Source organism: Croceicoccus estronivorus (assembly GCF_001625325.1).
GTDB lineage: Bacteria > Pseudomonadota > Alphaproteobacteria > Sphingomonadales > Sphingomonadaceae > Caenibius > Caenibius estronivorus.
Genome location: NZ_JRQQ01000002.1, coordinates 15,997 through 39,695 on the forward strand (window position 1 = coordinate 15,997; position 23,699 = coordinate 39,695).

Genomic DNA, 23,699 nt, shown 5'->3' on the forward strand with positions numbered 1-23,699 from the left:
GGCGGCGGGCTACAACCCGTCGCCCTTATTCGTTTGCGAACATGCGCGTCAGCGCAGTCTCTTGATCCATACTTGCCCGCCTTCCCGACGTTCGGTCGTGAAATTCGGGATGGCTTCGATCATATCGAGAAGCCTGGGATAGCCATAACTACGCGTGTCGAAGCTGGAACGGTTTCCCGCCCTCTGGCCGACCTCCACAAGCTTGGCGAAACCATTTTCGTCGCGTTTGCTTGCATTATACGCATCGACCAGCAGATTTAGCAGATCTTCATCCACTTTCGTGCTTGGCACGTCGCCGCCGTTATTTTCGGTAGCTTGTCTCTCACCCTTTACTAACGCATCCACGTCAATGAAGCGCGTACATGCTTGGCGGAATGCCTCAGGCGTGCGGGAATTGCCGAAACCGTAGACGGGATAGCCATCCTGCCGGATACGCATGGCAAGCGGCATGAAATCGCTATCGGAACTCATGATCCCGAAGCCATGGACTCTCCCGCGGTAAAGGAGGTCCATCGCATCGATAGTCATTTTCATGTCTGTGGCGTTCTTGCCCTTGGTGATATCGAATTGTTGCTGGGGCTCGATACCGTAGTGATGGACGATATCGGCCCAGCCTTTGAGCGCAGGCTTGCGCCAGTTGCCGTAAGCACGCCGGATATTCACCTGACCGAGTTCAGCCAGAATGGTCAGTACCGGGTCGATACCTGCCGGAGAGGCGTTGTCGGCATCAATCAACAGGGCGATGTTATGTAGGTATTCGTCAGCCATGCCGACCTCATGGAGCGGCAGCCCCCATCCTGCAAGTCAGGTGATGGGGGTGAAACTGTCCTGTTCCTCATCAAGCAGGTGCAGCACGCCGTCCGAAATGGCGAAAAAGGCGCCGCGTAGCCGAAGTTCGCCAGCGCTCTCTTTTTCCCGCACGCATGGGAAAGTCCGTAGGTTCGCGATGCTGACTTTGACGCCAGCCTGCTCCATCGCGCGTTCCGCCACACGCCCTTCAGTACCGAATTCGCGGGCGATCGGTTCACGCGCTTCGTCGAGCAGCGCGATCCAGTCCGCGATGAAACCCCCTTCACCCGGCTGCGTTCCGCGCAGTTCCTGAGTGAGGGCCGCCTTGCAGCCGCCACACATTCCGTGGCCAAGCACGACGATTTCCCTAACTTTCAATACCTGAACAGCGAATTCGAGTGCTGCCGATACACCATGATGGCCGGGGGTGGTTTCGAAAGGTGGGACCATGGCTGCGACATTGCGAACAACGAAAATCTCACCCGGATCGACATCGAATATCTGCGCAGGGTCGACCCTGCTGTCGGAACAGGCGATTACCATGACCTGCGGCTGCTGCCCCTCGCGCAGTGCCGCCCAACGTTCGCGACGTGGTGTCCAGCCATTTTCACGGAAGCGACGATAACCTTCGATCAGGCTGGCGAGTTCAAGCGTTGGTACATTTGGCATGCTGTGCCCATGCCCTGCCGAAAGGGGGCTGACAAGATGGCAACGATTGCCGAGTGTTTGTCCCGAGCCATTGCGGTAAACTCACCGTGGCCCTAGATGGAGCGCATGAACGATCTTTCATCCGCACCGCAGGATCCGAGCCGGCCGCAGCGCAATCGCAAACCAGACTGGATTCGCGTGAAGGCACCGGTCAGCAAAGGGTATCAGGCGACGCGTAAATTGATGCGGGACCTTGGCCTCAACACGGTGTGCGAAGAGGCGGCCTGTCCCAATATCGGGGAATGCTGGACCAAGAAGCATGCGACCGTCATGATTCTCGGCGATGTCTGCACCCGGGCTTGTGCGTTCTGCAACGTAAAGACCGGCATGCCTCGCGCGGTGGATCCGCTTGAGCCGGAACATGTGGCCGTGGCGGCAGCCGAAATGGGGCTGGAACATATTGTCATTACGTCAGTCGACCGGGACGATTTGCCCGATGGCGGTGCCGGGCAGTTCGTGAAGGTGATCGAAGCCTTGCGCAGGGCTGCGCCCAACACGACGATTGAGATCCTGACACCTGATTTCCGTGGCAAGATGCGCGCGGCGGTCGAAGCAATCGTGGCTGCTGGGCCTGACGTCTATAATCACAACCTTGAAACGGTGCCCCGGTTGTACCCGACTATCCGGCCAGGCGCGCGGTATTATGCGTCGCTCCGCCTGCTTGAAGAAGTGAAGGCGCACGACCCGATGGTTTTTACCAAGTCCGGCATCATGCTGGGGTTGGGAGAGCAGCGGCTTGAGGTGCATCAGGTGATGGATGACATGCGTAGCGCGGACGTCGATTTCATCACCATGGGGCAGTATCTTCAACCCACGCCGAAACATGCGAAGGTCGAGGAATTCGTCACACCGCAAGGATTCTCGGCCTATGGAGCGATCGCCAGGGCGAAGGGCTTCCTGCAGGTCGCATCCAGCCCTTTGACGCGGTCGAGCTATCACGCGGGTGAAGATTTCGCTCAGATGCGGGCGGCGCGCCAATCTCGGTTGGAACGTTAGCGATGCCGGGAATTCGAGAGGTCCGTAGGCTTCCCTACAGCGCAGAACAGATGTTCGATCTGGTGGCCGATGTCGGGCGCTACGGTGAGTTCCTGCCGTGGGTAATCGCCACTCGGGTGAGGTCTGACAGCGAGACGGAAATGGTTGCGGATATGCTGGTGGGCTTCAAGGCGCTGCGGGAAAAGTTTACCTCACGCGTCATCAAAAGCCGGCCCGAAGCCCTCGAAGTGATTTATCTGGATGGCCCGCTGAAGGATCTTGATAACCGCTGGCTGTTCACGCCGGTCAGCGAAACGGAATGTGATGTCGATTTCAGTGTCGATTTTGCATTCAAGAACAAGATGTTCGAGAAACTGGCGGGGCAATATTTTGAAAGGGCATTCCACAAGATGGTTGCCGCTTTTGAAGAACGGGCCCGCGATCTTTATGGAAGCAACAGTTCGAGCGCTACGAGAGTCGCCTGACGGCGCACTTCCGCGCGCGTCTTGCCTTCGAGTTTGCGCATTTCCGCAACGGGTTCGGCATCTTCTTCACCACGTTTCGCCTGTGCGAAAACGACAGTTCCGACGGGCTTCAGTTCCGTGCCCCCATCCGGACCGGCGACACCGCTGATGGCGACAGCCACATCGGCTTCGCTCTTCTTGAGCGCGCCCTGGGCCATGGCCCAGACGCACGCGACCGAAACCGCACCGAAAGTCTCGATGATGTCCTGAGGGACGCCGAGCAAGTCGATCTTGGCCTCGTTTGAATAGGTGACGAAACCTCGTTCCAGAACCCCGGAACTACCCGGAATTTCAGTAAGAGCCGCGGACACCAGTCCGCCTGTGCAGCTTTCGGCCAGAGCGACCTTCCGGCCGATCTTGGCGTTTTCCTCGATCACGCGTTTTGCCAGTGCGTCGATATCCTTCGGAAGAAGGCTGTGTGCAGTCATGGTGATCGCTATTCCTTCTCAGCTGGCCCGTACGAGAGTGGCCGCTGCCTGTGCGGCAATACCTTCGCCGCGGCCGGTGAAACCCAGTCTCTCCGTTGTGGTCGCCTTGACGCTTATACAACCAATGTCAACGCTCATAAGTTCCGCCAATCGCGCCCGCATCCTATCGCGGTAGGGTCCGATTTTGGGCGCTTCGCAGACGATTGTGACATCTGTGTTGCCAATCCGGTAACCGGCTTGCGTGACCAGCACTACGGCATGTTCAAGGAACCGGGATGAGGAAACCCCACGCCATTCAGGATCGCTGGGCGGGAAATGCTGGCCGATGTCGCCCGCGCCTATCGCACCCAGCAAGGCATCTGTCAGTGCATGCATGGCAACGTCAGCGTCGCTGTGCCCTGCGAGCCCCTGCGGATGCTCGATTTTTACGCCGCAGAGCCACAGTTCCTCATTATCGGCCAGGCGGTGCACATCGTACCCCGTACCCATGCGAATAGGAGGCTCATCTTCCATAAAGTCCTCCGCGAACGTAAGTTTCCGCATGGCTTCATCGCCTTGTACCAACGCGATTTCCAGGTTCAGAGCATGAGCAACCTGTGCATCATCTCCGGCATTTGCTTCGCCTGTCCATGCCCGATGAGCCGCCAGTATCGCCGGGAAACGAAACGCCTGTGGCGTTTGCACACGGCGTAGTTCTTCGCGGTTGGCGCTGCCGGACATCAGGCCATTCCGATCGATGGCCAGGCTGTCGACAACCGGCAGCACAGGTATTGCTGCTGGATGCGATTCCAACGCCGCGAGTAAGTCTGTCACCACGTCCAGCGTGATATGCGGCCTGGCTGCATCGTGGATCAGCACATATTCCGGTGCCTCGTGAGTCAGTGCCTCCAGCGCCGCTTTGACGGACAGCTGACGTGATGCGCCGCCTCTAACAAGACGTACGCCTTGCAACTCTGCCAGTGCATCTCCCGCCAGTTCCTCGGCACCGTCAGGAATGGCGATAACGACTGGGTTCGCGCCAGCCGTCAGCAACGTCTCTACCGAATGGCGAAGAAGCGGTTTCCCCCGCCAGCGCGCAAATTGTTTCGGTATCGGTTGCCCTGCCCGTAAACCCTTGCCGGCAGCGACGATTACGGCTGCGAAAGGCGGCAGCGAACCGGAAGGAAGGGTGGGGGCGACCATATGTCCGCGCGGGTAGCTGCTTGCAGGTCTGATCGCAATCCACTATGCGGCTGCCTGTTTTTTAGGCACAGGCTCCGAAATGACCGTAATTCCAGCTCCTCCGGCGATCAAGCCGATCAGTATCGGACAGGTGACGATCGACTGCCCGGTAATTCTCGCGCCTATGACCGGCGTTACGGATCTGCCGTTCAGGAGACTGGTGCGGCGTTTCGGTTCGGGTCTCAACGTCACGGAAATGATTGCGAGCCCGGCGGCGATCCGTGAAACCCGGCAGTCCATTCAGAAGGCGGCATGGGATGCCATCGAGGAACCCGTGTCGATGCAGCTTGTCGGTTGTACCCCGAAAGAGATGGGTGAGGCAGCGAAGCTGAACGAAGATCGCGGGGCTGCGATCATAGACATCAATATGGGCTGCCCGGTCAGAAAAGTCGTCAATGGCGAAGCTGGCAGTGCATTGATGCGCGACCTAAAGTTGGCGGCCAGCCTGATCGAGGCGACGGTTAAAGCTGTAACCGTGCCGGTGACCGTCAAGATGCGTATGGGTTGGGATCACAACTCTCTGAATGCACCGGAACTGGCCCGCATCGCAGAAGATCTCGGTGCCAAGATGATTACCGTGCATGGCCGTACGCGCAATCAAATGTATAAAGGGAATGCAGACTGGGCCTTTGTCCGCAAGGTCAAGGAAGCAGTTTCCATTCCGGTTATCGTCAACGGCGACATTTGCGGAATTGCAGATGTGGCCACTGCGCTGGAACAGAGCGGCGCTGACGGTGCGATGATTGGGCGCGGGGCATTTGGAAAGCCCTGGTTGCTCGGTCAGGTTATGCATTGGCTCCATCATGGCAGTGATCTGCCGGACCCGGATATGGATGAGCAATACGCCGTGATCGTGGAACATTATCACGGCATGCTCGATCTCTATGGTGCCGATGTCGGCACCAAGATCGCCCGCAAACACCTGGGGTGGTATACAAAGGGGCTGCACGGATCTGCGGAGTTCCGTAATCGGGTGAACTTCATAGACGACCCGCAAGTCGTACTCGACGAGTTGTCGCGCTTTTATGAGCCGCTACTCCATCGGAAGGCCGCGTGAATCAGCCTCCTTCCGCGGCAAGTCAGCTTGCCAGCCTGGGGCTGGCTGTCTTGCTGCTTGATCCGGATTTGCAGATCGCCAGCGCGAACCCCGCCGCAGAACAGTTTCTGGGCCTTGGTATGAGCCGTCTGGCTGGAAAGAGCCTCGATCAATTCGTCCGCTTCGACGAATTGCGTTTGAATGAGTGGCTGGCTCGCGGAGATGCGCAGATTTCCGCTCATGCCGTCAGCATGAGTTTGCGAAATCAACCGGTGAGACGGGTGGATTTGACGTTGTCGCCTGTCGCAGGTGCAGAAGGCTGGCAACTCCTGACAATGCATGAATCTGGCGATTCAGGCGGCTTGAGTGACGATCATGAAAAGGCGGTGCGTACACCGGCCATTCTTGCGCATGAAATCAAGAACCCGCTTGCGGCGATAAGAGGCGCTTCGCAGCTTCTTGCGCGCAAGGTTGGTGAAGCTGAATTGTCGCTAACCGGATTGATCGCCGATGAAGTCGACCGGATTGCCAAGCTGATCGACCGTATGCAGTCGCTCGGGCGAGAGCAGCCCGAACCGGTTGCCGAATGCAACCTGCATGAGGCGATCCATCGCGCCAGGACGGTGGTGGATGCCGCGGCGGATGACAAGGTTCAGTTGGTCGAGGAATTCGATCCTTCACTGCCGCCTGTTCTCGGCAATGCCGATGGGCTGGTGCAAGTGCTGATCAACCTGATTTCCAATGCGCGCGAGGCGTGCAAGGATGCCGAAAATCCCAAGGTGATTATTCGCACCCGGTTTGTCAGTGGCTTCGTCATGAATGCTATCCGGCTTGGCCGCCCGATCCGGTTACCGATACAGGTCCGCGTCAGCGACAACGGGCAAGGCATTGATCCGGCATTGCGCGATCATATTTTCGAACCCTTCGTAACAAGCAAGAAAAACGGACAGGGTTTGGGATTGGCTTTGGTCAAGAAATTGGTCCGCGACATGGATGGCCGGATTACGCATGAACGTGACGAGGCAGAAGGGTGGACGCATTTCAATATCCACTTGCCCGTTGCCAAACCCGCAGGAGGCAAGCGCGCCGCATGATCGAGAGGATCTTATTAGTCGAAGATGACGAATCGATTGCCGTCGTCATCAAGACCGCACTGGAAGCGGAAGGGCTTACGGTAGATCATTGCGAAACCATCGAATGCCGTGATCGCATGCTGGCGGATCATGATTATGGCGCGCTGTTGACGGATGTCATGCTCAAGGACGGCGACGGCATCGAGAGCCTGGGGCAAGTGCGCGCGGACCATCCGGATCTGCCTCTCATCATACTCTCGGCCCAGAATACGTTGGATACGGCTGTCCGCGCGACTGACACCGGGGCCTTCGAATATTTCCCCAAACCCTTCGATCTTGACGAGTTGGTTCGTGCGGTAAGACAGGCGATAGAGGCGCGCACGCCGTCGGAAAAAGAAAAGGAGACCGACGCCGGCGGTCTGCCGTTGGTGGGGCGCAGCCAGGCCATGCAAGGCGTGTATCGGATGATTACCCGCGTCTTGCATAACGATCTGACCGTTCTCGTGCTGGGTGAATCGGGCACTGGCAAGGAACTGGTTGCGGAAGCGATCCATCAGCTTGGTTCACGTAGCAAGGGGCCGTTTATTGCGGTCAACACGGCCGCTATTCCGAGTGAGCTGATCGAAAGCGAGCTGTTCGGGCATGAAAAAGGCGCCTTCACCGGCGCGGTGGCACGGAGCATCGGCAAGTTTGAGCAGGCGAATGGAGGAACCCTGTTTCTCGATGAGATCGGTGACATGCCACTGGAAGCACAGACGCGTTTGTTGCGGGCGTTGCAATCGGGGCGCATCCGTCGGGTCGGTGGACAGGACGAGATTGCAATCGATGTACGGATCATAGCCGCAACGCACCGTGATTTGCGCCCTTTGATCGCCGAGGGGCGATTCAGGGAGGATCTTTACTACCGTCTCAATGTCGTTCCGATCCAGATGCCTGCTCTTCGGGAAAGGAGCGACGATATCGGAGCCCTGGCAAGGCATTTCCTGGCCCTTGCGGCTGATGAAGGACTGCCACGGCATGTTCTTGCAGGTGACGCGGTATCCTTACTTGAACGGCAGCCATGGCGAGGCAATGTCCGGGAATTGCGCAATTTCATCTATCGAATGGCTTTGCTGGCGCGGGAAGATGTCATCGATCGCACAGTGGTAGCCACATTTCTGGATGAACAGCCGGATATGCCACAGGTCGATTGCGATGTGGATTTCAGTGCTGCGCTTGATGCCTGGCTGGCAGAATCAGTGCCGGCGGACGGGACACTTTACCACAGCGCCCTGGCGGCCTTTGAAAAACCCCTGTTTGAACATGCTTTGGCAGAGACGGGAGGAAACCAGCTCAAGGCCGCGCAACTCCTTGGGATCAACCGGAATACTTTGCGTAAGCGCCTTGGGGAACTCGCAATCGATCCGGAGCGTTTCACCCAGCGTGCATGACGATCAGGCTGAAATGAGTGGGCATTTGCCCAAAACCTCTTGCATTTTAGCAACAGTACCGTTGTAAACAGGCCACGATGGCTAATTGGCCGATATCTTTCAAACGACCATGGCCTGCATGGTGGCGCCGTTTAGTGGTCGCTTCGCGGCGCGCGAACGTGTTTCGCATTCTCGAGATCGTCTGCGCGGTTGCGCTAGTCGCGATGGTGTTCACCAGTTGGTATGCGTTCTCGTCCGCTCCAGCCAAGGGCGGTCTTGTCCCTTCCGGGCAAGTGGCGACGTTACTCATCGGGACATTGCTGCCCGGGATGGGACTGCTCGTTCTCATGGGCCGCCGCCGTGCCATCAGGCGTGCGGCGGGCAGTACGGCTCGTCTGCATGTGAGGCTGGTGGCGATTTTCTCTTTGATTGCCGCTATTCCCACGCTTCTCGTCGCAATTTTTGCCGCCATCTTGTTTCAATCAGGCATCGAATTCTGGTTTTCGGACAACTCGCGCGGAATGCTGGAAAATGCGAACCGGCTCGCACGAGGATATTATGAGCAAAACCTTCGTGATGTAGGCAACGAGACTGTAACGATGGCCGGGGACTTGCGCTCTTATCTGGCCCAGACGTCCATTCTCAGTCCAGAATTCGCAGAGGGCTATTCCTACCAGGTGGTTGGAAGAAAACTCAATGAATCCGCGATTCTGCAGAAGGGTAAGGACGGCAAACTCACGATCGCGGCAATCATCGATCCGGATGAGGAAAACCGTTCGGAACTGGTTGGCAAAGAGGCTTTGCGGCGAATTGATGCTGGCGAACCGGTCGTTGTAGAGGCCAATGCAGATCGGGTCACCGCATTCACGGCGATAGATCGTGACGCGGGCATCTATCTCTATGCCGCGCGCAGTTCCGATGCTCTGGCGCTCAGCCAATGGAAACGGGCCCAAAGCGTAAGGCAGTCATACGATGTCCTGACAAGCAAGGCTCGCAGCCTGCAATGGCGGTTCAATCTCGCGCTGTTTTTCGTTTCACTGGCGCTGGTCTGGCTGGCGATATGGTTCGCACTGCGTTTTGCGGATCGCCAGGTACAGCCCCTGACCGAACTGGTGGGTGCCGCGCGCCGGGTAGGGGCGGGTAACTTTTCCGTTCGGGTCGAAGGGCGCACCGGGGCGGACGAGATCGGTCTGCTTAACCGCGCCTTCAACCGTATGACTGCACAGATTGAGCAACAGACCCAGGCTCTGGTCTCTGCCAACAAGCAGTTGGAAGAACGCAGAGCCTTCACTGAAGCGGTTCTGGAATCGATCACCGCAGGCATCATATCAGTCGATCATGATCGCAAAGTGTTGCTGATGAACAGCTCTGCACAGAAGATCCTGCTCGATCAGTCCGGGTCTGCCCCCATTGGATTGAAGCTAACGGAAATAGCGCCGCAACTGGGTGCCATGCTGGAAGCGAACCTTTCGGGTGGGCTGGTCCAGTATGGCAAGGATGGCGAACTGCTGAGCCTGGCTGCCAAGATCGCACCGGCACCGGGCGGGCATGTGATCACCTTCGAGGACATCACACGTCAATTGGTGGATCAGAGGCAAGCGGCCTGGTCCGATGTCGCACGGCGCATCGCACATGAAATCAAGAATCCGCTTACTCCGATCCAGCTTGCGACCGAGCGTTTGAGCCGGCGATATGGGCGTCAGATTGAGACGGATCGGGAACTGTTCGACGAACTGACAAGCACGATCATCCGGCAGGTCGGGGACCTGCGGAAGATGGTCGATGAATTTTCATCATTTGCGCGTTTGCCCAAGCCTGTCTTTCGGCAGGAAGATGGGGTGGATCTGGTCCGTCAGGCCCTGTTCCTTCAGGAAGTGGCACATCCTGAGATCGACTATGCTTTTGAAGCGGATGAAGGCTTGCCCGCAACTATCGCTTGCGACCGTCACCAATTTGGTCAGGCAATGACGAACGTCCTGAAAAACGCGCTGGAAGCAGTCGAAGCGCGCAGGAAAGAAGCCGATGCGGACTATCGCGGCAAAATTGCAGTATCCGTTTCAGCCGATAGCGACAATTTTTCGATCACGATCCGGGACAATGGCATCGGGTTGCCCAACGATCGCGACCGGATAGTCGAACCTTACATGACCACCCGTGAAAAGGGGACTGGTCTGGGGCTGGCGATCGTCAACAAGATTGTCGAGGAACATGGCGGTGAAATGAATTTTTGCGCCAATCCCGGCGGCGGTGCTTGCGTGACGCTCCGTCTTGCGCGCGACTCGTTGGCAGGTCGCGAGGCGGCCGAATGATACCAGGTGAATTACCCGTAGAGGAGATTGCATAATGGCGCTCGACATCCTGATCGTCGACGATGAGCGCGACATCCGCGAACTCGTCGCCGGCGTGTTGAGTGACGAAGGCTATGAATGCCGGACTGCCAGCGACAGCACGTCCGCTCTGGCGGCCATTGATGAACGGCGGCCCAGTCTGGTGCTGCTCGACGTCTGGCTCCACGGCAGTCCGATGGATGGGTTGGAGGTGCTCGATGCCATAAAGGTCCGCGAGCCGGACTTGCCGGTTATCATTTTTTCAGGTCACGGGAACATCGATACCGCGGTTTCAGCGGTAAGTCGGGGGGCCGTCGATTTCATAGAAAAACCGTTCGAGACCGAACGGCTGTTGCTGCTCGTGGCGCGAGCTACAGAGACAGAACGCATGCGCCGAGAGAACGCCCGTTTACGGGAAGGCTTCCTGACGGCCGAGGAGTTCACCGGTAACAGCAGCCTGATCAATCAGGTTCGGGCAACTCTAAAGCGGGTAGCCAATACCGGGAGTCGAGTTCTCATCAGCGGACCTGCCGGATCGGGCAAGGAAGTTGCTGCCCGGCTGCTCCACAGTTGGAGCCCACGCGCTGACCACGCTTTTGTAACGGTCAATTCTGCCCGCATAACTCCGGAACGTTTCGAGAAGGAACTTTTCGGCGAAGAAGCAGATGGCAAACTGGTACGTGCGGGCCTCCTGGAGCTGGCAGATGGGGGGACCCTGTTTCTCGATGAAGTCGCGGATATGCCTCTTTCAACGCAGGCACGCATTTTGCGTGTGTTGACGGATCAAAGCTTTGTGAGGGTAGGGGGCAATCGTGAGATCGGTGTCGATGTACGTGTCGTTTCTTCGTCGTCACGCGATCTGGAGAAGGAAATTGCCGACAAACACTTTCGGGAGGATCTGTTCTACCGGCTGAACGTGGTTCCCGTGGCGATCCCGCCGCTGGTGCAACGGCGAGAAGATATTCCCGTGCTCTCTGACCACTTCTTCGCCCGCTATGCAAGCGAGCAGGGAATCGCCCCGCCAAGTATCAGCGAGGATGCAATGGCAGCCTTGCAGGCATATGATTGGCCCGGAAATGTTCGCCAACTGCGCAACGTGATTGAACGGACAGTGATCCTGGCCCCCAGAGAGCGCCTGGAACAAATCGAAGTCGATATGTTGCCGCCTGAAATCACCGGACGAGGTGGAGAAGGGGAGGCTGGTGTCGGGGCGCTGATGGGGGTCCCTCTGCGTGAGGCGCGCGAGAGTTTCGAGCGGGAATATCTGCGGATACAGATCCGCAGGTTTTCGGGGAATATTTCAAAGACAGCGGTGTTCATCGGAATGGAACGTTCTGCTTTGCATCGCAAACTGAAATTGCTTGGTCTTTCGGATCATCGCGAAGACTGATTTTCGCCTCTTTCCCACCATGTGAAAAGCGCATAAAAAACCTTTGCGCAGCGCAGCAAAGGTTATCATATTGGTGGAGTTAAGCCGGTCGTCATATTCTGCTCATGTTGGGATGGGTATGAGGGCCAGAATGCGGACCGTCATTAGCGGCCGCCAACAATAGGAGATAGAGACATGGCCACTGGCCGCACCCTGTCCGCTCGTCCCCGTTCTCAGGCAGAATCGGTGGAAGAGACTTCGGCCCCCGCACTGACATCCACTGCGATCAAGGGGCAAAATCTTCAGGACGCGTTTCTGAATTTACTGCGCAAGAACAAGACACCTGTCACGATGTTCCTGGTCAAGGGCGTGAAGTTACAGGGAATTGTTACCTGGTTCGACAACTTTTCGATTCTCTTGCGTAGAGACGGTCAGTCCCAGCTTGTTTACAAGCATGCCATTTCCACGATCATGCCTAGCCATCCGCTTGATGCAGGACTGTTCGGCGCGATTGGGGAAGGAAGCCGCAAGCAACGGCTGTTGCAGGATGTATTCCTCAGCAGTGTGCGTGATGCGAATGTTCAAGTGACCATGTTCCTGGTCAATGGCGTCATGCTGCAGGGCAGGATCGCTGCTTTCGATTTGTTCTGCATGTTGCTGGAGCGCGAAGGCTATGTGCAGCTTGCTTACAAACACGCAGTCTCGACTATACAGCCGGCTTCACCTGTTGATTTGACGGGTGATTCGGATGAGGATGCGGACGACTGAGTTTTTCCAGCGAGTTAGCGAGCGAGGTTACGCGCGGCGCGCGTGCTGTCGTTGTATGCCCAGACATCAGGGGTAAACCTTCCAAGGTCGATGCTGAATCTCGACTGGAGGAAGCTTGTAGCCTCGCGCTCGCGATTGGCATTGTCGTTGCGGATGGTTTTGTTATCCCGGTACGGGACGTCCGACCGGGTACGCTTTTTGGTGAAGGGCAGATCCAACGGATCGAAACTGCCTGCATCCAGGAAGAAGCTGAATTGATGATTGTCGATGGTGCTCTTTCAGCCATCCAGCAGCGCAATCTGGAGGAACGTCTCAAGCGGAAAGTGATCGATCGGACTGGGCTTATCCTCGAAATATTCGGGGAACGTGCGGCTACGGCGGAAGGCCGCCTGCAGGTCGAACTGGCCCATCTCGATTACCAGCAAAGCCGTCTTGTTCGGAGCTGGACCCACCTCGAACGGCAGCGCGGTGGTTTCGGCTTCCTGGGTGGCCCCGGCGAAACGCAGATCGAAGCTGATCGCCGGATGATTCGCGCCCGTATGGGACGCCTGCGCAAGGAACTGGAACAAGTCAGGCGGACACGAGCTCTGCACCGCGAAAGACGCGGAAGAGCGCCGTGGCCTGTGATTGCGCTGGTGGGGTACACCAATGCGGGAAAATCCACGCTTTTCAATCGGCTGACTGGCGCAGGCGTAATGGCGGAAGATCTCCTGTTCGCAACGCTGGACCCCACGATGCGCGCGATCCGGCTGCCGGGCGTAGAAAAAGCGATCCTTTCTGACACGGTTGGCTTCATCTCGGATCTCCCCACGCAATTGGTTGCAGCTTTTCGTGCAACCTTGGAGGAGGTGACCGGTGCGGACGTGATTGTTCACGTACGCGATATCGCCAATCCTGACAGCACGGCCCAAAAGACGCAGGTCTTGGAAGTACTAGCCGATCTTGGCGTGATCGATGGAGAAGAGGGGGATTCCACCATCCCCATAGTTGAAGCGTGGAACAAATGGGATTTGCTGGATTCCCCAAGAAAGGCCGAATTGTCGGCATTGGCGGACGAGGATGATGCCATCGTTCCCATTTCTGCCGTCACTGGAGAAGGCGTCGATGCCTTGCTGGTCGAACTGGATGCCTTGTTGACCAGCGGGGCGCAGGTCCACAGTTTTGTGCTTCCAGCCAGTGATGGCCAACGCTTGGCGTGGTTGCATGCTCATGGCGACGTGTTGGTTGAAGAGGACGCCGGAATAGGTCCTGATGGACCGCAAAGGCGACTCGATGTCAGGTTGACGCCTATGGAGCTAGGACGGTTCGCCTCGCTCTGATTGTTTGACTTCCTGCCACAAGGCTTCCTGATCATCGAGTGAAAGCGAGGAGAGTGAGCATCCCGCTATGCTTTCCATTCCACGATAACGTCGCTCGAACTTGGCATTGCCGGCGCGCAAGGCTTCCTCCGGAGAAATGCCGTAAGCGCGGACGAGATTTACGGCGGCGAACAGCAGATCCCCTGCCTCTTCGAAGCGATCGGCTGGCGATGCTTCTTTCAGTTCGCGGGCTTCTTCGGCAAGCTTTTCGGCGGGGCCTTCCGGATCCGGCCAATCGAACCCTTCGCGCGCGGCGCGCTTCTGTAATTTTTCGGCACGGAGCAGGGCGGGAAGCGCGGTTGCCACGCCATCCATTGCGCTGGTGGCTCCTTTAGCGCTGCGTTCCAACGCCTTTAAGGATTCCCAGCGGCTGTCCTGGCCGGTTGCATTTTGATCGTCAGGATTTTGGTACGAGGAAAAGATGTACGGATGACGAGCTTCCATCTTGTCCGAGATCGTACTCGCGACAGCGCTAAAATCGAAATGGCCACCTTCGTCGGCCATCTGAGAATGAAATACCACTTGCAGGAGGAGATCGCCCAATTCCTCCTTTAAATCGCGCATATCGTTGCGCTCGATCGCATCCGCAACTTCGTACGCTTCTTCGATCGTGTATGGAGCGATTGTGCTGAATGTCTGTGCACGGTCCCATTCGCAACCGTCTTGAGGATCGCGAAGTTTGGCCATGATGCGGAGAAGGCGATGGATGGAATCTGGCATGACAGAATGATAATATATATTATGTTAAATTATGTGGTGGGGATGTTATCGGATAAGGAACCCAATCAACAACGTTGCGGCAACGAATATGGCGCCCCATATCAATGCCATCGCCATCACACTTGTCGGCGCGATGCGCCGCTGTAGCAAGGCCGATATGGGTAAAACCAATGCCAGTGCGACGAATATGATCGATAGCCATTGGCCACTTATCATACATCAATCACCAAGCCATCGTGCCCGACCAGGACATTGTCTGGAACTTCATTAGACAATACCCTGTAATCCAAGCTCTTATCCAGGTGCGTCAGTACCACGGTTCGTGCCTTGCAGCGCTGGCCGAGTTCCAACGCCATACTGACATTGGCGTGAGTTGGATGAGGATCGCGTCTGAGGCAATCGACCACGAGCAGATCCAAATCAGCGAAGGTGTCGACTAGATCATCACAAATTTCACTAAAATCAGTCGCATATCCAATGGACTTGCCATCTTGATCGAAGCGAAAGGCCGTGCTTTCGGCAGGCCCATGCGGCATTTGGCAAGTGTCTATCCGGATGCCCGCAAACATTTTCAATCGATCCAGAGTGTCGATCGAAACGATGGTGGGATAACCATACTGTCCAGCAAAGATATATCCGAAGCGCTGCCGCAGACGCCGAACGGTTTCATCGGCTGCAAAGCCTGGCAGCGGACCATTTCTGCCATATCGTAGAGCTCTGAGATCGTCGATTCCATGGCAATGGTCAGCGTGATCATGTGTCCAGAATACAGCATCGATGCGGTCAATTGCATTGTCGAGCAATTGCTGCCGCAGATCGGTAGACGTATCGATCAACAGCCGCGCACCATCCTGGCCTTCGATGATGATGGAGGCACGTGTGCGCCTGTTTCGAGCATCCGTTGGATCGCATGCGCCCCAATCGTTGCCAACCCTTGGGACACCGGATGATGTTCCCGAACCTAGCATGAGCAATTTCATGCGTGAGTCTTCCGGAACAAAGAGTGAAAATTCTGTGTTGTGATATCATGCAGTCTCGCGACTTCGACATCGCGCAACTGTGCAACAAATTTAGCCGTCTCAGCAACAAAGGCTGGTTCGCATGTTTGTCCGCGATGTGGGACCGGGGCCAAAAACGGCGCATCGGTTTCCACCAACAGGCGATCTTCGGGTAATTCCTTTGCAATCTCTTGTAAGTCTTTCGCATTCTTGAATGTTACGATTCCAGAAAGCGAAATCGAAAGACCGAGAGAAAGCATGTCCCGAGCAAAGGCCGCAGAAGCCGTAAAGCAATGAATAAGAGCGGGAAACGCCCCCTTCCCCATCTCATCTCGAATTATGGCAACAGTGTCTTGCTCCGCTTCGCGCGTGTGTATGATCACAGGCAGCCCGGTTTCGCGGGCGACATCGATATGGATGCGGAACAGAGCCTTCTGCGTTTCACGGTCTGACTTGTCATAATAATAGTCGAGACCGGTCTCGCCTATCCCGATCACTTTCGGGTTCGAGGCGGCATCCAGCAACGTAGCGGCGCCTAGATCCGGATGAGTATCCGCTTCATGAGGGTGGATTCCAACGCTGGCCCAAACGTCGCACTCCCGTTCGGCCGTGGCAACGACTTGTTCCCACTCACTCCGGCGGGTCGAAATGTTGAGGAAACCACCCACTCCTGCCCCACGGGCTCGGGACAGTACCTGTTGCTGGTCCTCCACCAGGCCCTTGTATTCGAGGTGACAGTGGGAATCGATCAGCATCAGTCAGCTTCTTCGTCAGCGGGCAATTCAAGTCTGGGAAATGCCGGCTTGGGATTATTGACCTGAATGGGACCAAGCGCGGGATCGTGGGATAGAGCCGCGAGATTTCGCGCATCGTCAGGTATACACAGGGCGTCGAGGATTTTCCCTGAAGCTACTGGAGTTACTGGGGAAACAGCGACACTCAGATCTCGAATGCAGCCGCACAAAGTGGCGAGAACGCGTTTCATGCGCTCGGGATCTGTCTTGCGCAATGACCAAGGGGCTTGCTCGTCGATGTAGGCATTGCACGCGAAGACAGCCTGGATCCATGCTTCCAACCCTGCTGAAAGCGCGAGTCTTTCGAATGCCTGAGGGAGTTCGTCCGCACACGCGCGGCGCACTTTTTCGCGCAATTCAGCGTCGGCGGGTTCTATCGGCGCATCGGCAGTGAACCCGCCATCGCAATTCTTGGCTATGAAGCTCAGGACCCGTTGGACCAAATTGCCGAAGCTGTTGGCCAATTCGGCGTTGCAACGTGTGACAATGGCTGATGCGGAATAGCTTCCGTCCTGACCGAAGCTGACTTCGCGCAGCAGGAAGTAGCGCAACTGATCGACGCCGAAGCGATCAGCCAGTTCAAGCGGGTCGACGACGTTGCCCAAAGACTTGGACATCTTCTCCCCTCGATGGAGGAGGAAGCCGTGCCCGAAGATACTCTTTGGGATGGGAAGGCCGGCGGAACTAAGGAAGGCAGGCCAGTAAACGGCATGAAAGCGAACGATATCCTTGCCGATCAGGTGGAGATTCGCCGGCCAGAACCGAGCAAAATCGCCTGAGGTTTCGGGATAACCGATACCAGTGAGGTACGTGGTCAGCGCATCAACCCAGACATACATCACATGCCCTGGGCTATTGGGCACTGGTACCCCCCAGTCAAAACTGGTGCGCGATACGGACAGGTCCCGTAACTCCTGCCCCTTGAGAAAGCTCAGGACTTCGTTTCGCCGGCTTTCCGGTTCGAGAAATCCTCGCGTTTCGTTCAATTCGATCAGGAAGTCGCGATATTTGGAAAGGCGAAAGAACCAGCTTTCTTCCACTGTCCATTCGACTGGCGTGTTCTGGGGAGAGAGCTTTTGCCCCCCCTCCCCTTCAATCAACTCATCTTCAGCATAAAATGCTTCGTCACGGACGGAATACCAGCCCTCGTAACGGTCGAGATAGAGGTCACCATTGGCTTCCATTGCTTGCCAAAGCGCTGAACTGGCGGCCTTGTGCTGTTCCTCGGTAGTACGCCGAAATGCGTCATAGGAAATATTGAGCTTCTGCCCCATGTCGCGGAAATAGTTGGACATCTCTGTCGCGAATTCGATGGTTTCCCGTCCCGCGGCACGCGCTGTCTGGGCCATTTTGAGACCGTGCTCGTCGGTCCCTGTAACAAAGCGAACGTCACGCCCGCTCAGTCGTTGAAAGCGCGCGATCGCATCGCCGGCAATAGCTTCATAGGCATGCCCGATATGCGGCTTGCCATTGGGATAGGCGATTGCGGTTGTGATATAAAAAGGTTCAGCCATGGCCGGGCTCCCTATCCACCGCAACCGATGCGAGCAAGGTGCCGATTTCCATCACCAACAGGGCAGGGTCAAAATTATAGGTTGGCGCTTGCCCTGCAAGCCGGTTGATCTCGTCATGTGCATCCACGACGCGTAACAATCTGGAGCGATCAGTATTGTGAATTTCACTCGCTAGAACGGCACGGGCCAATTCAAGGCTGGCCAGCAATCGTTCGCGATCGGGGCGTTGGCCAATGGTCTGGGCCAATTCGCCTCGCAGATTGAAGCCGGGATCTCCTGCTTGCGCGATCTTTTGCATCAGGCCGTGCAGCGGAGCGAGGTCATGCGAGACGAAATCCAGCGCGGCGCCGGGAGAACCTGAGGCCGCGGCTATTGCGGCAGCGCGCGTTGGTGCATCTGCCTGCGGCGCCCTGGATCGTAATACTGCATCCACCTCGTCATCCGGTAGCTCCGGAAAACGAAGCATACGGCAGCGTGAACGGATGGTCGCAAGCAACCTTCCCGGGCGATGGGATACAAGCACGAAAAACGAACCCGCAGGGGGCTCTTCCAAGCTTTTCAGAAGAGCATTGGCAGCGGGCTTTTCAAGGTCGTCGGCAGGGTCCACGATGATCGCGCGTCGCTCACCCAGAGTGGGGCGAGTTACCAATCGTTGCTGCATCTCACGAATCTGGGAAATGCCGATGCTGCGCTTCACCTGGTAAGGTTTACCATCCGCCTTCTTTGCCTCGTCGTCGGCAGTGGCAGGCAAGTGCGTAAGAACAATAATATCCGGGTGGTTGTCCGGTGGCTGTTCCACGCCAGGCTCAACTACAAGTTCGCGGGCAGCCGCGTGCGCAAAGGCCGCTTTTCCCAAACCTTTTTTCCCGGCCAGTATCCAGCCATGGTGCATGCGCTGGCTTGCTTGCGCGTTGCGCCATTCGCGCCAGGCATCTTCGTGGCCGGACAGGTTCACCCGCGTTGCTCCACCAGAGGGGCGATTGCCGAAAATATTTCGGCATGGACACTCTCGGGCGCCCCTTGCCCATCAATGCGAACGAAACGTGCGGGAGCAGCGGAAGCCAGCCTCGCAAATGCAGCGGCGACGCGCGCGTGATAGGCGGCATCGCGCCCGCCAATCCGGTCGGTTGTCCCGTTATCGCGGGCGATGAGACGGGATTGCGTGATTTCCGGCGACACTTCGACAAGCACTGTCCGATCAGGCAACAGGCCACCGGTGCCAATTCTGTGCAGTTCAAGCAAGTCGGCGCTGTCGATGCCGTTGCCACCGCCTTGATAAGCTAGACTCGAATCTAGAAAGCGGTCGCAAACAACCCACCGCCCGCTTTCGAGAGCCGGGCGAATAAGACTTTCGACATGATCTGATCGGGCTGCGGCAAATAGCAGGGCTTCGGCACTGCTTCCCCAATCCTGCCCATCGACGCCGAGTAACAGCTTGCGAATTGCTTCCGCTCCCGGTGTTCCCCCAGGTTCGCGGGTCAGGGTTACCTCAAGCCCCAGAGCTTCCAGAGCGGTAGCCAGCATCCGGGCCTGTGTGGACTTGCCGACCCCTTCTCCACCTTCAAATGTGATGAAGCGGCCTCGCATCATGCAAAAATCCCGACAACACCGTTGCGGAGACGCTGCCACCAATTAGCACGGGCAATGGTTTCACCGGCGATCAGAGGGACCTGGATCGGCTTCTGCCCTTTGACCATCACCTCCAATTTGGCGACTTCGGCTCCTTGCAAGATCGGAGCCTTCAAGGGGCCGATATAGCGAATCGCAAGCGAAATAGGTGGCTCAGTTCCCTCGGTATAACTGACAAACACTGGCTGGGCGGCAACTAGTGGGACTGACAGAGTCGAACCACCTTGCACTTCCGCTTCCCCGACTATGGCCTGCGAAGGGAACAGACGGCGATTTTTGAAATGAGTAAAGCCCCATTCCATATATGCTTGCGCTGCGCGCGCGCGAATATTCGGTCTGGGCGTCCCGGCCAGCACCATTATCAGCCTGCGTCCATCGCGTTGGGCCGTGCCAAGATAGTTGTAACCCGCCTGGCGTGTGTATCCGGTTTTGATACCGTCAGCCCCCTTGAAACGCCCAAGCAGAGGATCGTGATTCCGCTGCTCTATACCGCCGTAGGAATATGTCTGGTGGCCTATGTAGCGACGGAACAGTTCCGGATGGCGCGTGATCATCGCTCTGGTCAATTTCATCAGGTCGCGGGCGCTGACGAAAGTATGGCCATCATCCATCCATCCGTTGGGCGTGCCGAAGTGACTGTCGGTCATGCCGAGTTCGCGAGCTTTGGCATTCATCATCGCAACCCACTTTTCCGTGGATCCGGCCGCACCTTTAGCGAGAACCACGCAGGCATCGTTCGCCGATACGGTGGTTATGCCATGCAGCAGGTCATCCACGCTAACCTGTGCGCCATAACCCAGAAACATCGAAGAACCCTTGCGGGCCCAGCCACGAAATGTTTCGGCGTCCATGGAGAATACCTGACGAGGCGATAGTTTCCCTTCGCCGATCAGCTCAAACGCGAGAAAGGCAGTCATCACCTTGGTGACGGAAGCCGGAACGAAGCGCCGGTTCGCCTCCCGGGCATGAAGCACCTGCCCGCTGTTCAGATCTGCAAGTAGTGCGATCGGTACATCGCTCGCAGGGGGAACCGCAGGAACGATCTCTCGGTTACGTGCGACCGCAACCGTGGATGACAACGCCAAAGCGACGGCAACGATGCGGGCGATACTTTTCAAACTAACTCCTGCCGCCCGCAGGAGTAATGCGGGGGGCTAATTCACGCTGTAGATTCGAGCCCCGCTATAGCCCGCGCCCTTGATCTTGGCGAGGGAGGCATCTGCCTCCTTCCGACTTGGGAACGGACCGGTCCGAACGCGATAGAGGTTCCCGGACTTGTCGATTGTTCCGCCAATTTTGGCAGCAACTTTTCGCGCATTTTCCTCGATCGAGAATGCGCCAGCCTGGACAACATAGCCTCTGCCATCCGGCTTGGCTGTATGTGCGGCGCGCGCAGGTGTTTGGGCCGGGGGCGCCACCGCATTTTGCTGCTGTGGAGGTTTGTCGAGGCCCTTGGCTGGGATATGTTTCGTCGACGCCTGGTGTGCAGGATCGACAGGCGCTGCTCCCTCGACAGGCAGTTTACGACGAAGGACCTCGACCAGTGACATGGGCGTATCCATACGTTCCGGAGCCCGTTCGCCTCGCCGTAACATGGCTCGTTCCTGCTCCGGAGGGTTGACCCGCCGCACCCTGACCGGAGTTCCTTCCGTAGCGCCCAGTTGCCCCATTGCGCCCGAAGAAAGGCCGATCAGTGTGCCTCCTGTCATCGGTCCACGCCGTTCGAGCCGCACAAGGATGGTTCGCCCGGTTTGCAAAGAGGTTACTTCGACATAGCTTGGCAATGGCAGCGTGCGGTGCTCACCCGTAATTGCGGCCCCGCCCTCTGCATCGAGGGTAACCTTGCCGACTTCGTCATAATTGAGGGTATCAGCCGGGGTGTAGAGTACGCCATTGACAGTGAAGGGAGCACCGAGAACCATTGGATAATCAGCCGCTGGTCCGTACGGTACGACTGGCGCGGATGTCGCGACATGGCCGCCGCCGCATCCGGTTAACGCCAGGATACATCCCAGCACAAAATACTTCTTAATGGGCAATTTCATCTGCAAGCAATCCCACGGACAGTGCGTAGTAGTTCGAGCAGTTATATTCGGTGATAACCCTATAATTCCCGGTTAAGAGGTATGCAGGTGCGCCGGGACCGTCAGGCTCGAAGAATGATGCCATGACGTCATCTCGGATAGGGGCAAGGGGTTGGAATCCCAAGTTTCGCCATTCGCGCACCGTTTTCCAGACGCTATGGCGTTCATGCACGCGTGGGCAAACCGGAGATTCGAGGCTGCTGGCGACGGCCGATCGATCAAATGCGCCCGGCACCGCCACACGTACGCCCCAAGGCTGGCCAGAGCGCCATCCCGCATCGTGAAAATAGTTGGCGATGGAGGCCAGAGCATCTGCCCGGCTCGACCAGATATTTGCCACACCATCACCGTCACCATCCTTGGCTAGGCGCAGATAAATACTCGGCATGAACTGGGGATAGCCGAAAGCCCCTGCCCAACTGCCTTTGAGTTGGTAACGCTGGACGCCGGTGTCCGCGATCTTGAGCAGATCGACAAATTCCTGAGCGAAGAAATCTCTGCGTCGTCCTTCCCATGCGAGCGTTGCAAGTGACCGAGCCAGGTCGAAATCACCGGTATAGCTGCCGTAATTCGTCTCATGACCAAATATGGCCACCACGACTTCGATCGGCACGCCGTATTCATTTTCGATCCTCGCAGCCATACCGGGAACAGATGCCATGACCCGCCTGCCGCCATTGATTCGTGCCGCATCGACATGCCGCGCTATATAGGGAGCCATTGCCGGATAACCCGATCGCGTAGGCGTACCCGGTTGATCCTGATCGAGAGCGATTACGCGTGAATTGGCAGTGAGGTCTGCCGTCATCCGCGTGATGGTTGCTTCACTCACACCCTCGCCCCTCGCCTTTGCGATGAGCAGTTGCAGATAGGAGTCGAAGCTCATGTTTGGCGCCATATCCACAGGGGCCTGAGCTGAAGCGCTGGCGATAGGGGCGCACAGGGCAAAAGATGCGAGAAGAGTAGCGATACGAACAGTCAATTTCATGCCAGCATAGTGGCATAGCCGCATCCAGCATGGAATCCCCTTGCGGTGAAATGCAGGGGAAGGATACTTGCCTAGGTGACAAACGATGGATGTGCCGCTAGCGGAGCAAACGTCTGCGGACAGGTGGCCGAGTGGTTTAAGGCACCGGTCTTGAAAACCGGCGTGGGTGCAAGCTCACCGTGGGTTCGAATCCCACCCTGTCCGCCACATTCCCCCGACAGCTTGGATCATTTCCCGATTTGCGTGATCGCTTGTGAAAAGAGGTCGGCTTCGGCGCTTACATGAGCTGAGCGGAAGCGCCTGAAAGTGATTGATCCAGCAGAAAAATGTCTGTCTTCCAGCGGGCGTTAAGCATTGCCCGTTTCCGCAGCGAGCAAGGTGGGATCGATGCCTTCAGCTTTCCAGGTGGCGGCCCAGCGATCGCTTGCCGGTATATCGTAAAGGAGTTCGGGGCGCCCTGTCGCCGCGTACCAGCCATGCTTGCGCATTTCAGCGTCCAGTTGGCCAGCCCCCCAACCCGCATAGCCAAGAGCGATTAGCCAGTGTGTGGGGCCTCGCCCCTCGGCAATGGCTCGCAGGATGTCGACAGAAGCGGAGAGCCCGCCGAACGGTGTTACGCCCATGGTCCCTTCGCCGCCCCAATCGTCGGAATGAAGCACGAAGCCGCGCGCAGTTTCCACCGGTCCGCCATAGTGGACAGGACAATCAGGAGCCTCGCCAGGATCTATGTCCAGATCTTGTAGCAAGTCATGAAAGCGCATGTCAGACCGGACATGACCGACACCAATGCCAAGTGCCCCTTCTTCATCATGGACGCATATGGCGATCACTGCGTGGTCGAAATTGGGGTCGAACATGCCTGGCATCGCCAACAACAGGCGGCCAGAGAGGAATTGTGGTTCAATCATTGAACTACAATCCTAGCGCAAGAAACGAGCGGATTGAATGCCGATCAGCCTTATTCCATGAAATGGCGCAGATATTTCT

General features: G+C 57.1%; 24 protein-coding genes and 1 tRNA gene. 10 read left to right on the plus strand and 15 right to left on the minus strand.

Features of this window, described 5'->3' with window-relative positions; genetic code table 11:
- Nucleotides 1-48 precede the first annotated feature (48 nt).
- A complete protein-coding gene (locus tag MB02_RS03195) occupies nucleotides 49-768 on the minus strand; it encodes an NYN domain-containing protein (RefSeq protein ID WP_067532449.1) in 720 nt (239 codons plus the stop codon).
- Between the two features lie 36 nt (nucleotides 769-804).
- Nucleotides 805-1,458, minus strand: a complete 654-nt coding sequence (locus MB02_RS03200; protein ID WP_067532452.1) for a carbonic anhydrase — start codon at nucleotides 1,456-1,458, stop codon at nucleotides 805-807.
- A 105-nt stretch (nucleotides 1,459-1,563) separates the two neighbouring features.
- On the opposite strand from MB02_RS03200, the gene lipA reads away from it, so the two are divergent.
- Nucleotides 1,564-2,493 carry a lipoyl synthase gene (lipA, locus tag MB02_RS03205; protein WP_067532461.1) on the plus strand — a complete coding sequence of 310 codons (930 nt, stop codon included), beginning with the start codon at nucleotides 1,564-1,566 and terminating at the stop codon, nucleotides 2,491-2,493.
- A gap of 2 nt (nucleotides 2,494-2,495) precedes the next feature.
- Nucleotides 2,496-2,957: a type II toxin-antitoxin system RatA family toxin gene (locus MB02_RS03210; RefSeq protein WP_067532464.1), complete on the plus strand. Its 462-nt coding sequence runs from the start codon at nucleotides 2,496-2,498 to the stop codon at nucleotides 2,955-2,957.
- Here MB02_RS03210 and MB02_RS03215 read toward each other — a convergent pair.
- Nucleotides 2,918-3,424 (minus strand): CinA family protein, encoded by a 507-nt coding sequence (locus MB02_RS03215; protein WP_067532467.1) that lies wholly within the window; start codon nucleotides 3,422-3,424, stop codon nucleotides 2,918-2,920. The genes MB02_RS03210 and MB02_RS03215 overlap by 40 nt on opposite strands.
- A gap of 18 nt (nucleotides 3,425-3,442) precedes the next feature.
- Nucleotides 3,443-4,606 carry a bifunctional 2-C-methyl-D-erythritol 4-phosphate cytidylyltransferase/2-C-methyl-D-erythritol 2,4-cyclodiphosphate synthase gene (locus MB02_RS03220; RefSeq protein ID WP_067532470.1) on the minus strand — a complete coding sequence of 388 codons (1,164 nt, stop codon included), beginning with the start codon at nucleotides 4,604-4,606 and terminating at the stop codon, nucleotides 3,443-3,445.
- A 79-nt stretch (nucleotides 4,607-4,685) separates the two neighbouring features.
- Here MB02_RS03220 and dusB point away from each other — a divergent pair, with 79 nt between their 5' ends.
- From dusB to hflX, 7 genes are all read left to right on the plus strand, one after another.
- The gene (dusB, locus tag MB02_RS03225) at nucleotides 4,686-5,702 is read left to right on the plus strand and encodes a tRNA dihydrouridine synthase DusB (RefSeq protein WP_067532473.1); all 1,017 of its coding nucleotides are present in this window, start codon (nucleotides 4,686-4,688) and stop codon (nucleotides 5,700-5,702) included.
- Nucleotides 5,699-6,775, plus strand: coding sequence for a two-component system sensor histidine kinase NtrB (locus MB02_RS03230; protein WP_067532476.1), 1,077 nt, complete (start codon nucleotides 5,699-5,701; stop codon nucleotides 6,773-6,775). Before dusB ends, MB02_RS03230 begins: the two co-directional genes overlap by 4 nt.
- Nucleotides 6,772-8,184 (plus strand): sigma-54-dependent transcriptional regulator, encoded by a 1,413-nt coding sequence (locus MB02_RS03235; RefSeq protein WP_067532479.1) that lies wholly within the window; start codon nucleotides 6,772-6,774, stop codon nucleotides 8,182-8,184. The genes MB02_RS03230 and MB02_RS03235 overlap by 4 nt, the downstream gene beginning before the upstream one ends.
- Nucleotides 8,185-8,261: 77 nt before the next feature.
- Entirely contained in the window at nucleotides 8,262-10,472 is a 2,211-nt protein-coding gene (locus MB02_RS03240; protein WP_067532482.1) for a sensor histidine kinase, read from the plus strand.
- Nucleotides 10,473-10,506: 34 nt separating this feature from the next.
- Complete coding sequence (gene ntrX, locus MB02_RS03245; protein WP_067532485.1) at nucleotides 10,507-11,880, plus strand: nitrogen assimilation response regulator NtrX; 1,374 nt, start codon at nucleotides 10,507-10,509, stop codon at nucleotides 11,878-11,880.
- A gap of 174 nt (nucleotides 11,881-12,054) precedes the next feature.
- Nucleotides 12,055-12,627: an RNA chaperone Hfq gene (gene hfq / locus MB02_RS03250; protein WP_067532488.1), complete on the plus strand. Its 573-nt coding sequence runs from the start codon at nucleotides 12,055-12,057 to the stop codon at nucleotides 12,625-12,627.
- A complete protein-coding gene (hflX, locus tag MB02_RS03255) occupies nucleotides 12,624-13,946 on the plus strand; it encodes a GTPase HflX (RefSeq protein WP_067532491.1) in 1,323 nt (440 codons plus the stop codon). The genes hfq and hflX overlap by 4 nt, the downstream gene beginning before the upstream one ends.
- On the opposite strand, the gene mazG is transcribed toward hflX, so the two are convergent.
- From mazG to MB02_RS03300, 10 genes are read right to left on the minus strand one after another with little or no spacing between them, the layout of a single operon-like run.
- Nucleotides 13,923-14,705 (minus strand): nucleoside triphosphate pyrophosphohydrolase, encoded by a 783-nt coding sequence (mazG, locus tag MB02_RS03260; RefSeq protein WP_067532494.1) that lies wholly within the window; start codon nucleotides 14,703-14,705, stop codon nucleotides 13,923-13,925. The genes hflX and mazG overlap by 24 nt on opposite strands.
- A gap of 19 nt (nucleotides 14,706-14,724) precedes the next feature.
- Nucleotides 14,725-14,907, minus strand: coding sequence for a hypothetical protein (locus MB02_RS17595; protein ID WP_156495401.1), 183 nt, complete (start codon nucleotides 14,905-14,907; stop codon nucleotides 14,725-14,727).
- 10 nt (nucleotides 14,908-14,917) lie between these two features.
- Nucleotides 14,918-15,685, minus strand: coding sequence for an MBL fold metallo-hydrolase (locus MB02_RS03265; protein WP_067532497.1), 768 nt, complete (start codon nucleotides 15,683-15,685; stop codon nucleotides 14,918-14,920).
- The gene (locus MB02_RS03270; protein WP_067532500.1) at nucleotides 15,682-16,458 is read right to left on the minus strand and encodes a TatD family hydrolase; all 777 of its coding nucleotides are present in this window, start codon (nucleotides 16,456-16,458) and stop codon (nucleotides 15,682-15,684) included. Before MB02_RS03270 ends, MB02_RS03265 begins: the two co-directional genes overlap by 4 nt.
- Nucleotides 16,458-18,011, minus strand: a complete 1,554-nt coding sequence (gene metG, locus MB02_RS03275) for a methionine--tRNA ligase (RefSeq protein WP_067532503.1) — start codon at nucleotides 18,009-18,011, stop codon at nucleotides 16,458-16,460. The genes MB02_RS03270 and metG overlap by 1 nt, the downstream gene beginning before the upstream one ends.
- The gene (locus MB02_RS03280; protein WP_067532506.1) at nucleotides 18,004-18,966 is read right to left on the minus strand and encodes a DNA polymerase III subunit delta'; all 963 of its coding nucleotides are present in this window, start codon (nucleotides 18,964-18,966) and stop codon (nucleotides 18,004-18,006) included. Before MB02_RS03280 ends, metG begins: the two co-directional genes overlap by 8 nt.
- Nucleotides 18,963-19,601: a dTMP kinase gene (tmk, locus tag MB02_RS03285; RefSeq protein WP_067532509.1), complete on the minus strand. Its 639-nt coding sequence runs from the start codon at nucleotides 19,599-19,601 to the stop codon at nucleotides 18,963-18,965. The genes MB02_RS03280 and tmk overlap by 4 nt, the downstream gene beginning before the upstream one ends.
- A complete protein-coding gene (locus MB02_RS03290) occupies nucleotides 19,598-20,758 on the minus strand; it encodes a D-alanyl-D-alanine carboxypeptidase family protein (RefSeq protein ID WP_067532512.1) in 1,161 nt (386 codons plus the stop codon). Before MB02_RS03290 ends, tmk begins: the two co-directional genes overlap by 4 nt.
- A 36-nt stretch (nucleotides 20,759-20,794) precedes the next feature.
- The gene (locus tag MB02_RS03295; RefSeq protein WP_067532515.1) at nucleotides 20,795-21,685 is read right to left on the minus strand and encodes an SPOR domain-containing protein; all 891 of its coding nucleotides are present in this window, start codon (nucleotides 21,683-21,685) and stop codon (nucleotides 20,795-20,797) included.
- Complete coding sequence (locus MB02_RS03300) at nucleotides 21,669-22,712, minus strand: lytic murein transglycosylase (protein ID WP_067532518.1); 1,044 nt, start codon at nucleotides 22,710-22,712, stop codon at nucleotides 21,669-21,671. The genes MB02_RS03295 and MB02_RS03300 overlap by 17 nt, the downstream gene beginning before the upstream one ends.
- Nucleotides 22,713-22,829: 117 nt before the next feature.
- Between MB02_RS03300 and MB02_RS03305 the strand changes: the two genes are divergently transcribed.
- Nucleotides 22,830-22,919, plus strand: a tRNA-Ser gene (locus MB02_RS03305).
- Between the two features lie 140 nt (nucleotides 22,920-23,059).
- On the opposite strand, the gene MB02_RS03310 is transcribed toward MB02_RS03305, so the two are convergent.
- Entirely contained in the window at nucleotides 23,060-23,620 is a 561-nt protein-coding gene (locus tag MB02_RS03310) for a YqgE/AlgH family protein (RefSeq protein WP_067532521.1), read from the minus strand.
- Between the last annotated feature and the right edge of the window lie 79 nt (nucleotides 23,621-23,699).

Bases quoted from the DNA above. Each gene is read 5' to 3' on its own strand.
- tmk (WP_067532509.1), bottom strand. From the start codon at position 19,601: ATGATGCGAGGCCGCTTCATCACATTTGAAGGTGGAGAAGGGGTCGGC.
- MB02_RS03200 (WP_067532452.1), bottom strand. From the start codon at position 1,458: ATGCCAAATGTACCAACGCTTGAACTCGCCAGCCTGATCGAAGGTTAT.
- MB02_RS03265 (WP_067532497.1), bottom strand. From the start codon at position 15,685: ATGAAATTGCTCATGCTAGGTTCGGGAACATCATCCGGTGTCCCAAGG.
- dusB (WP_067532473.1), top strand. From the start codon at position 4,686: ATGACCGTAATTCCAGCTCCTCCGGCGATCAAGCCGATCAGTATCGGA.
- ntrX (WP_067532485.1), top strand. From the start codon at position 10,507: ATGGCGCTCGACATCCTGATCGTCGACGATGAGCGCGACATCCGCGAA.
- lipA (WP_067532461.1), top strand. From the start codon at position 1,564: ATGAACGATCTTTCATCCGCACCGCAGGATCCGAGCCGGCCGCAGCGC.
- MB02_RS17595 (WP_156495401.1), bottom strand. From the start codon at position 14,907: ATGGCTATCGATCATATTCGTCGCACTGGCATTGGTTTTACCCATATC.
- mazG (WP_067532494.1), bottom strand. From the start codon at position 14,705: ATGCCAGATTCCATCCATCGCCTTCTCCGCATCATGGCCAAACTTCGC.
- MB02_RS03240 (WP_067532482.1), top strand. From the start codon at position 8,262: ATGGCTAATTGGCCGATATCTTTCAAACGACCATGGCCTGCATGGTGG.
- MB02_RS03210 (WP_067532464.1), top strand. From the start codon at position 2,496: ATGCCGGGAATTCGAGAGGTCCGTAGGCTTCCCTACAGCGCAGAACAG.
- hfq (WP_067532488.1), top strand. From the start codon at position 12,055: ATGGCCACTGGCCGCACCCTGTCCGCTCGTCCCCGTTCTCAGGCAGAA.
- metG (WP_067532503.1), bottom strand. From the start codon at position 18,011: ATGGCTGAACCTTTTTATATCACAACCGCAATCGCCTATCCCAATGGC.
- MB02_RS03300 (WP_067532518.1), bottom strand. From the start codon at position 22,712: ATGAAATTGACTGTTCGTATCGCTACTCTTCTCGCATCTTTTGCCCTG.
- MB02_RS03235 (WP_067532479.1), top strand. From the start codon at position 6,772: ATGATCGAGAGGATCTTATTAGTCGAAGATGACGAATCGATTGCCGTC.
- MB02_RS03215 (WP_067532467.1), bottom strand. From the start codon at position 3,424: ATGACTGCACACAGCCTTCTTCCGAAGGATATCGACGCACTGGCAAAA.
- MB02_RS03195 (WP_067532449.1), bottom strand. From the start codon at position 768: ATGGCTGACGAATACCTACATAACATCGCCCTGTTGATTGATGCCGAC.
- MB02_RS03310 (WP_067532521.1), bottom strand. From the start codon at position 23,620: ATGATTGAACCACAATTCCTCTCTGGCCGCCTGTTGTTGGCGATGCCA.
- MB02_RS03295 (WP_067532515.1), bottom strand. From the start codon at position 21,685: ATGAAATTGCCCATTAAGAAGTATTTTGTGCTGGGATGTATCCTGGCG.
- MB02_RS03270 (WP_067532500.1), bottom strand. From the start codon at position 16,458: ATGCTGATCGATTCCCACTGTCACCTCGAATACAAGGGCCTGGTGGAG.
- MB02_RS03220 (WP_067532470.1), bottom strand. From the start codon at position 4,606: ATGGTCGCCCCCACCCTTCCTTCCGGTTCGCTGCCGCCTTTCGCAGCC.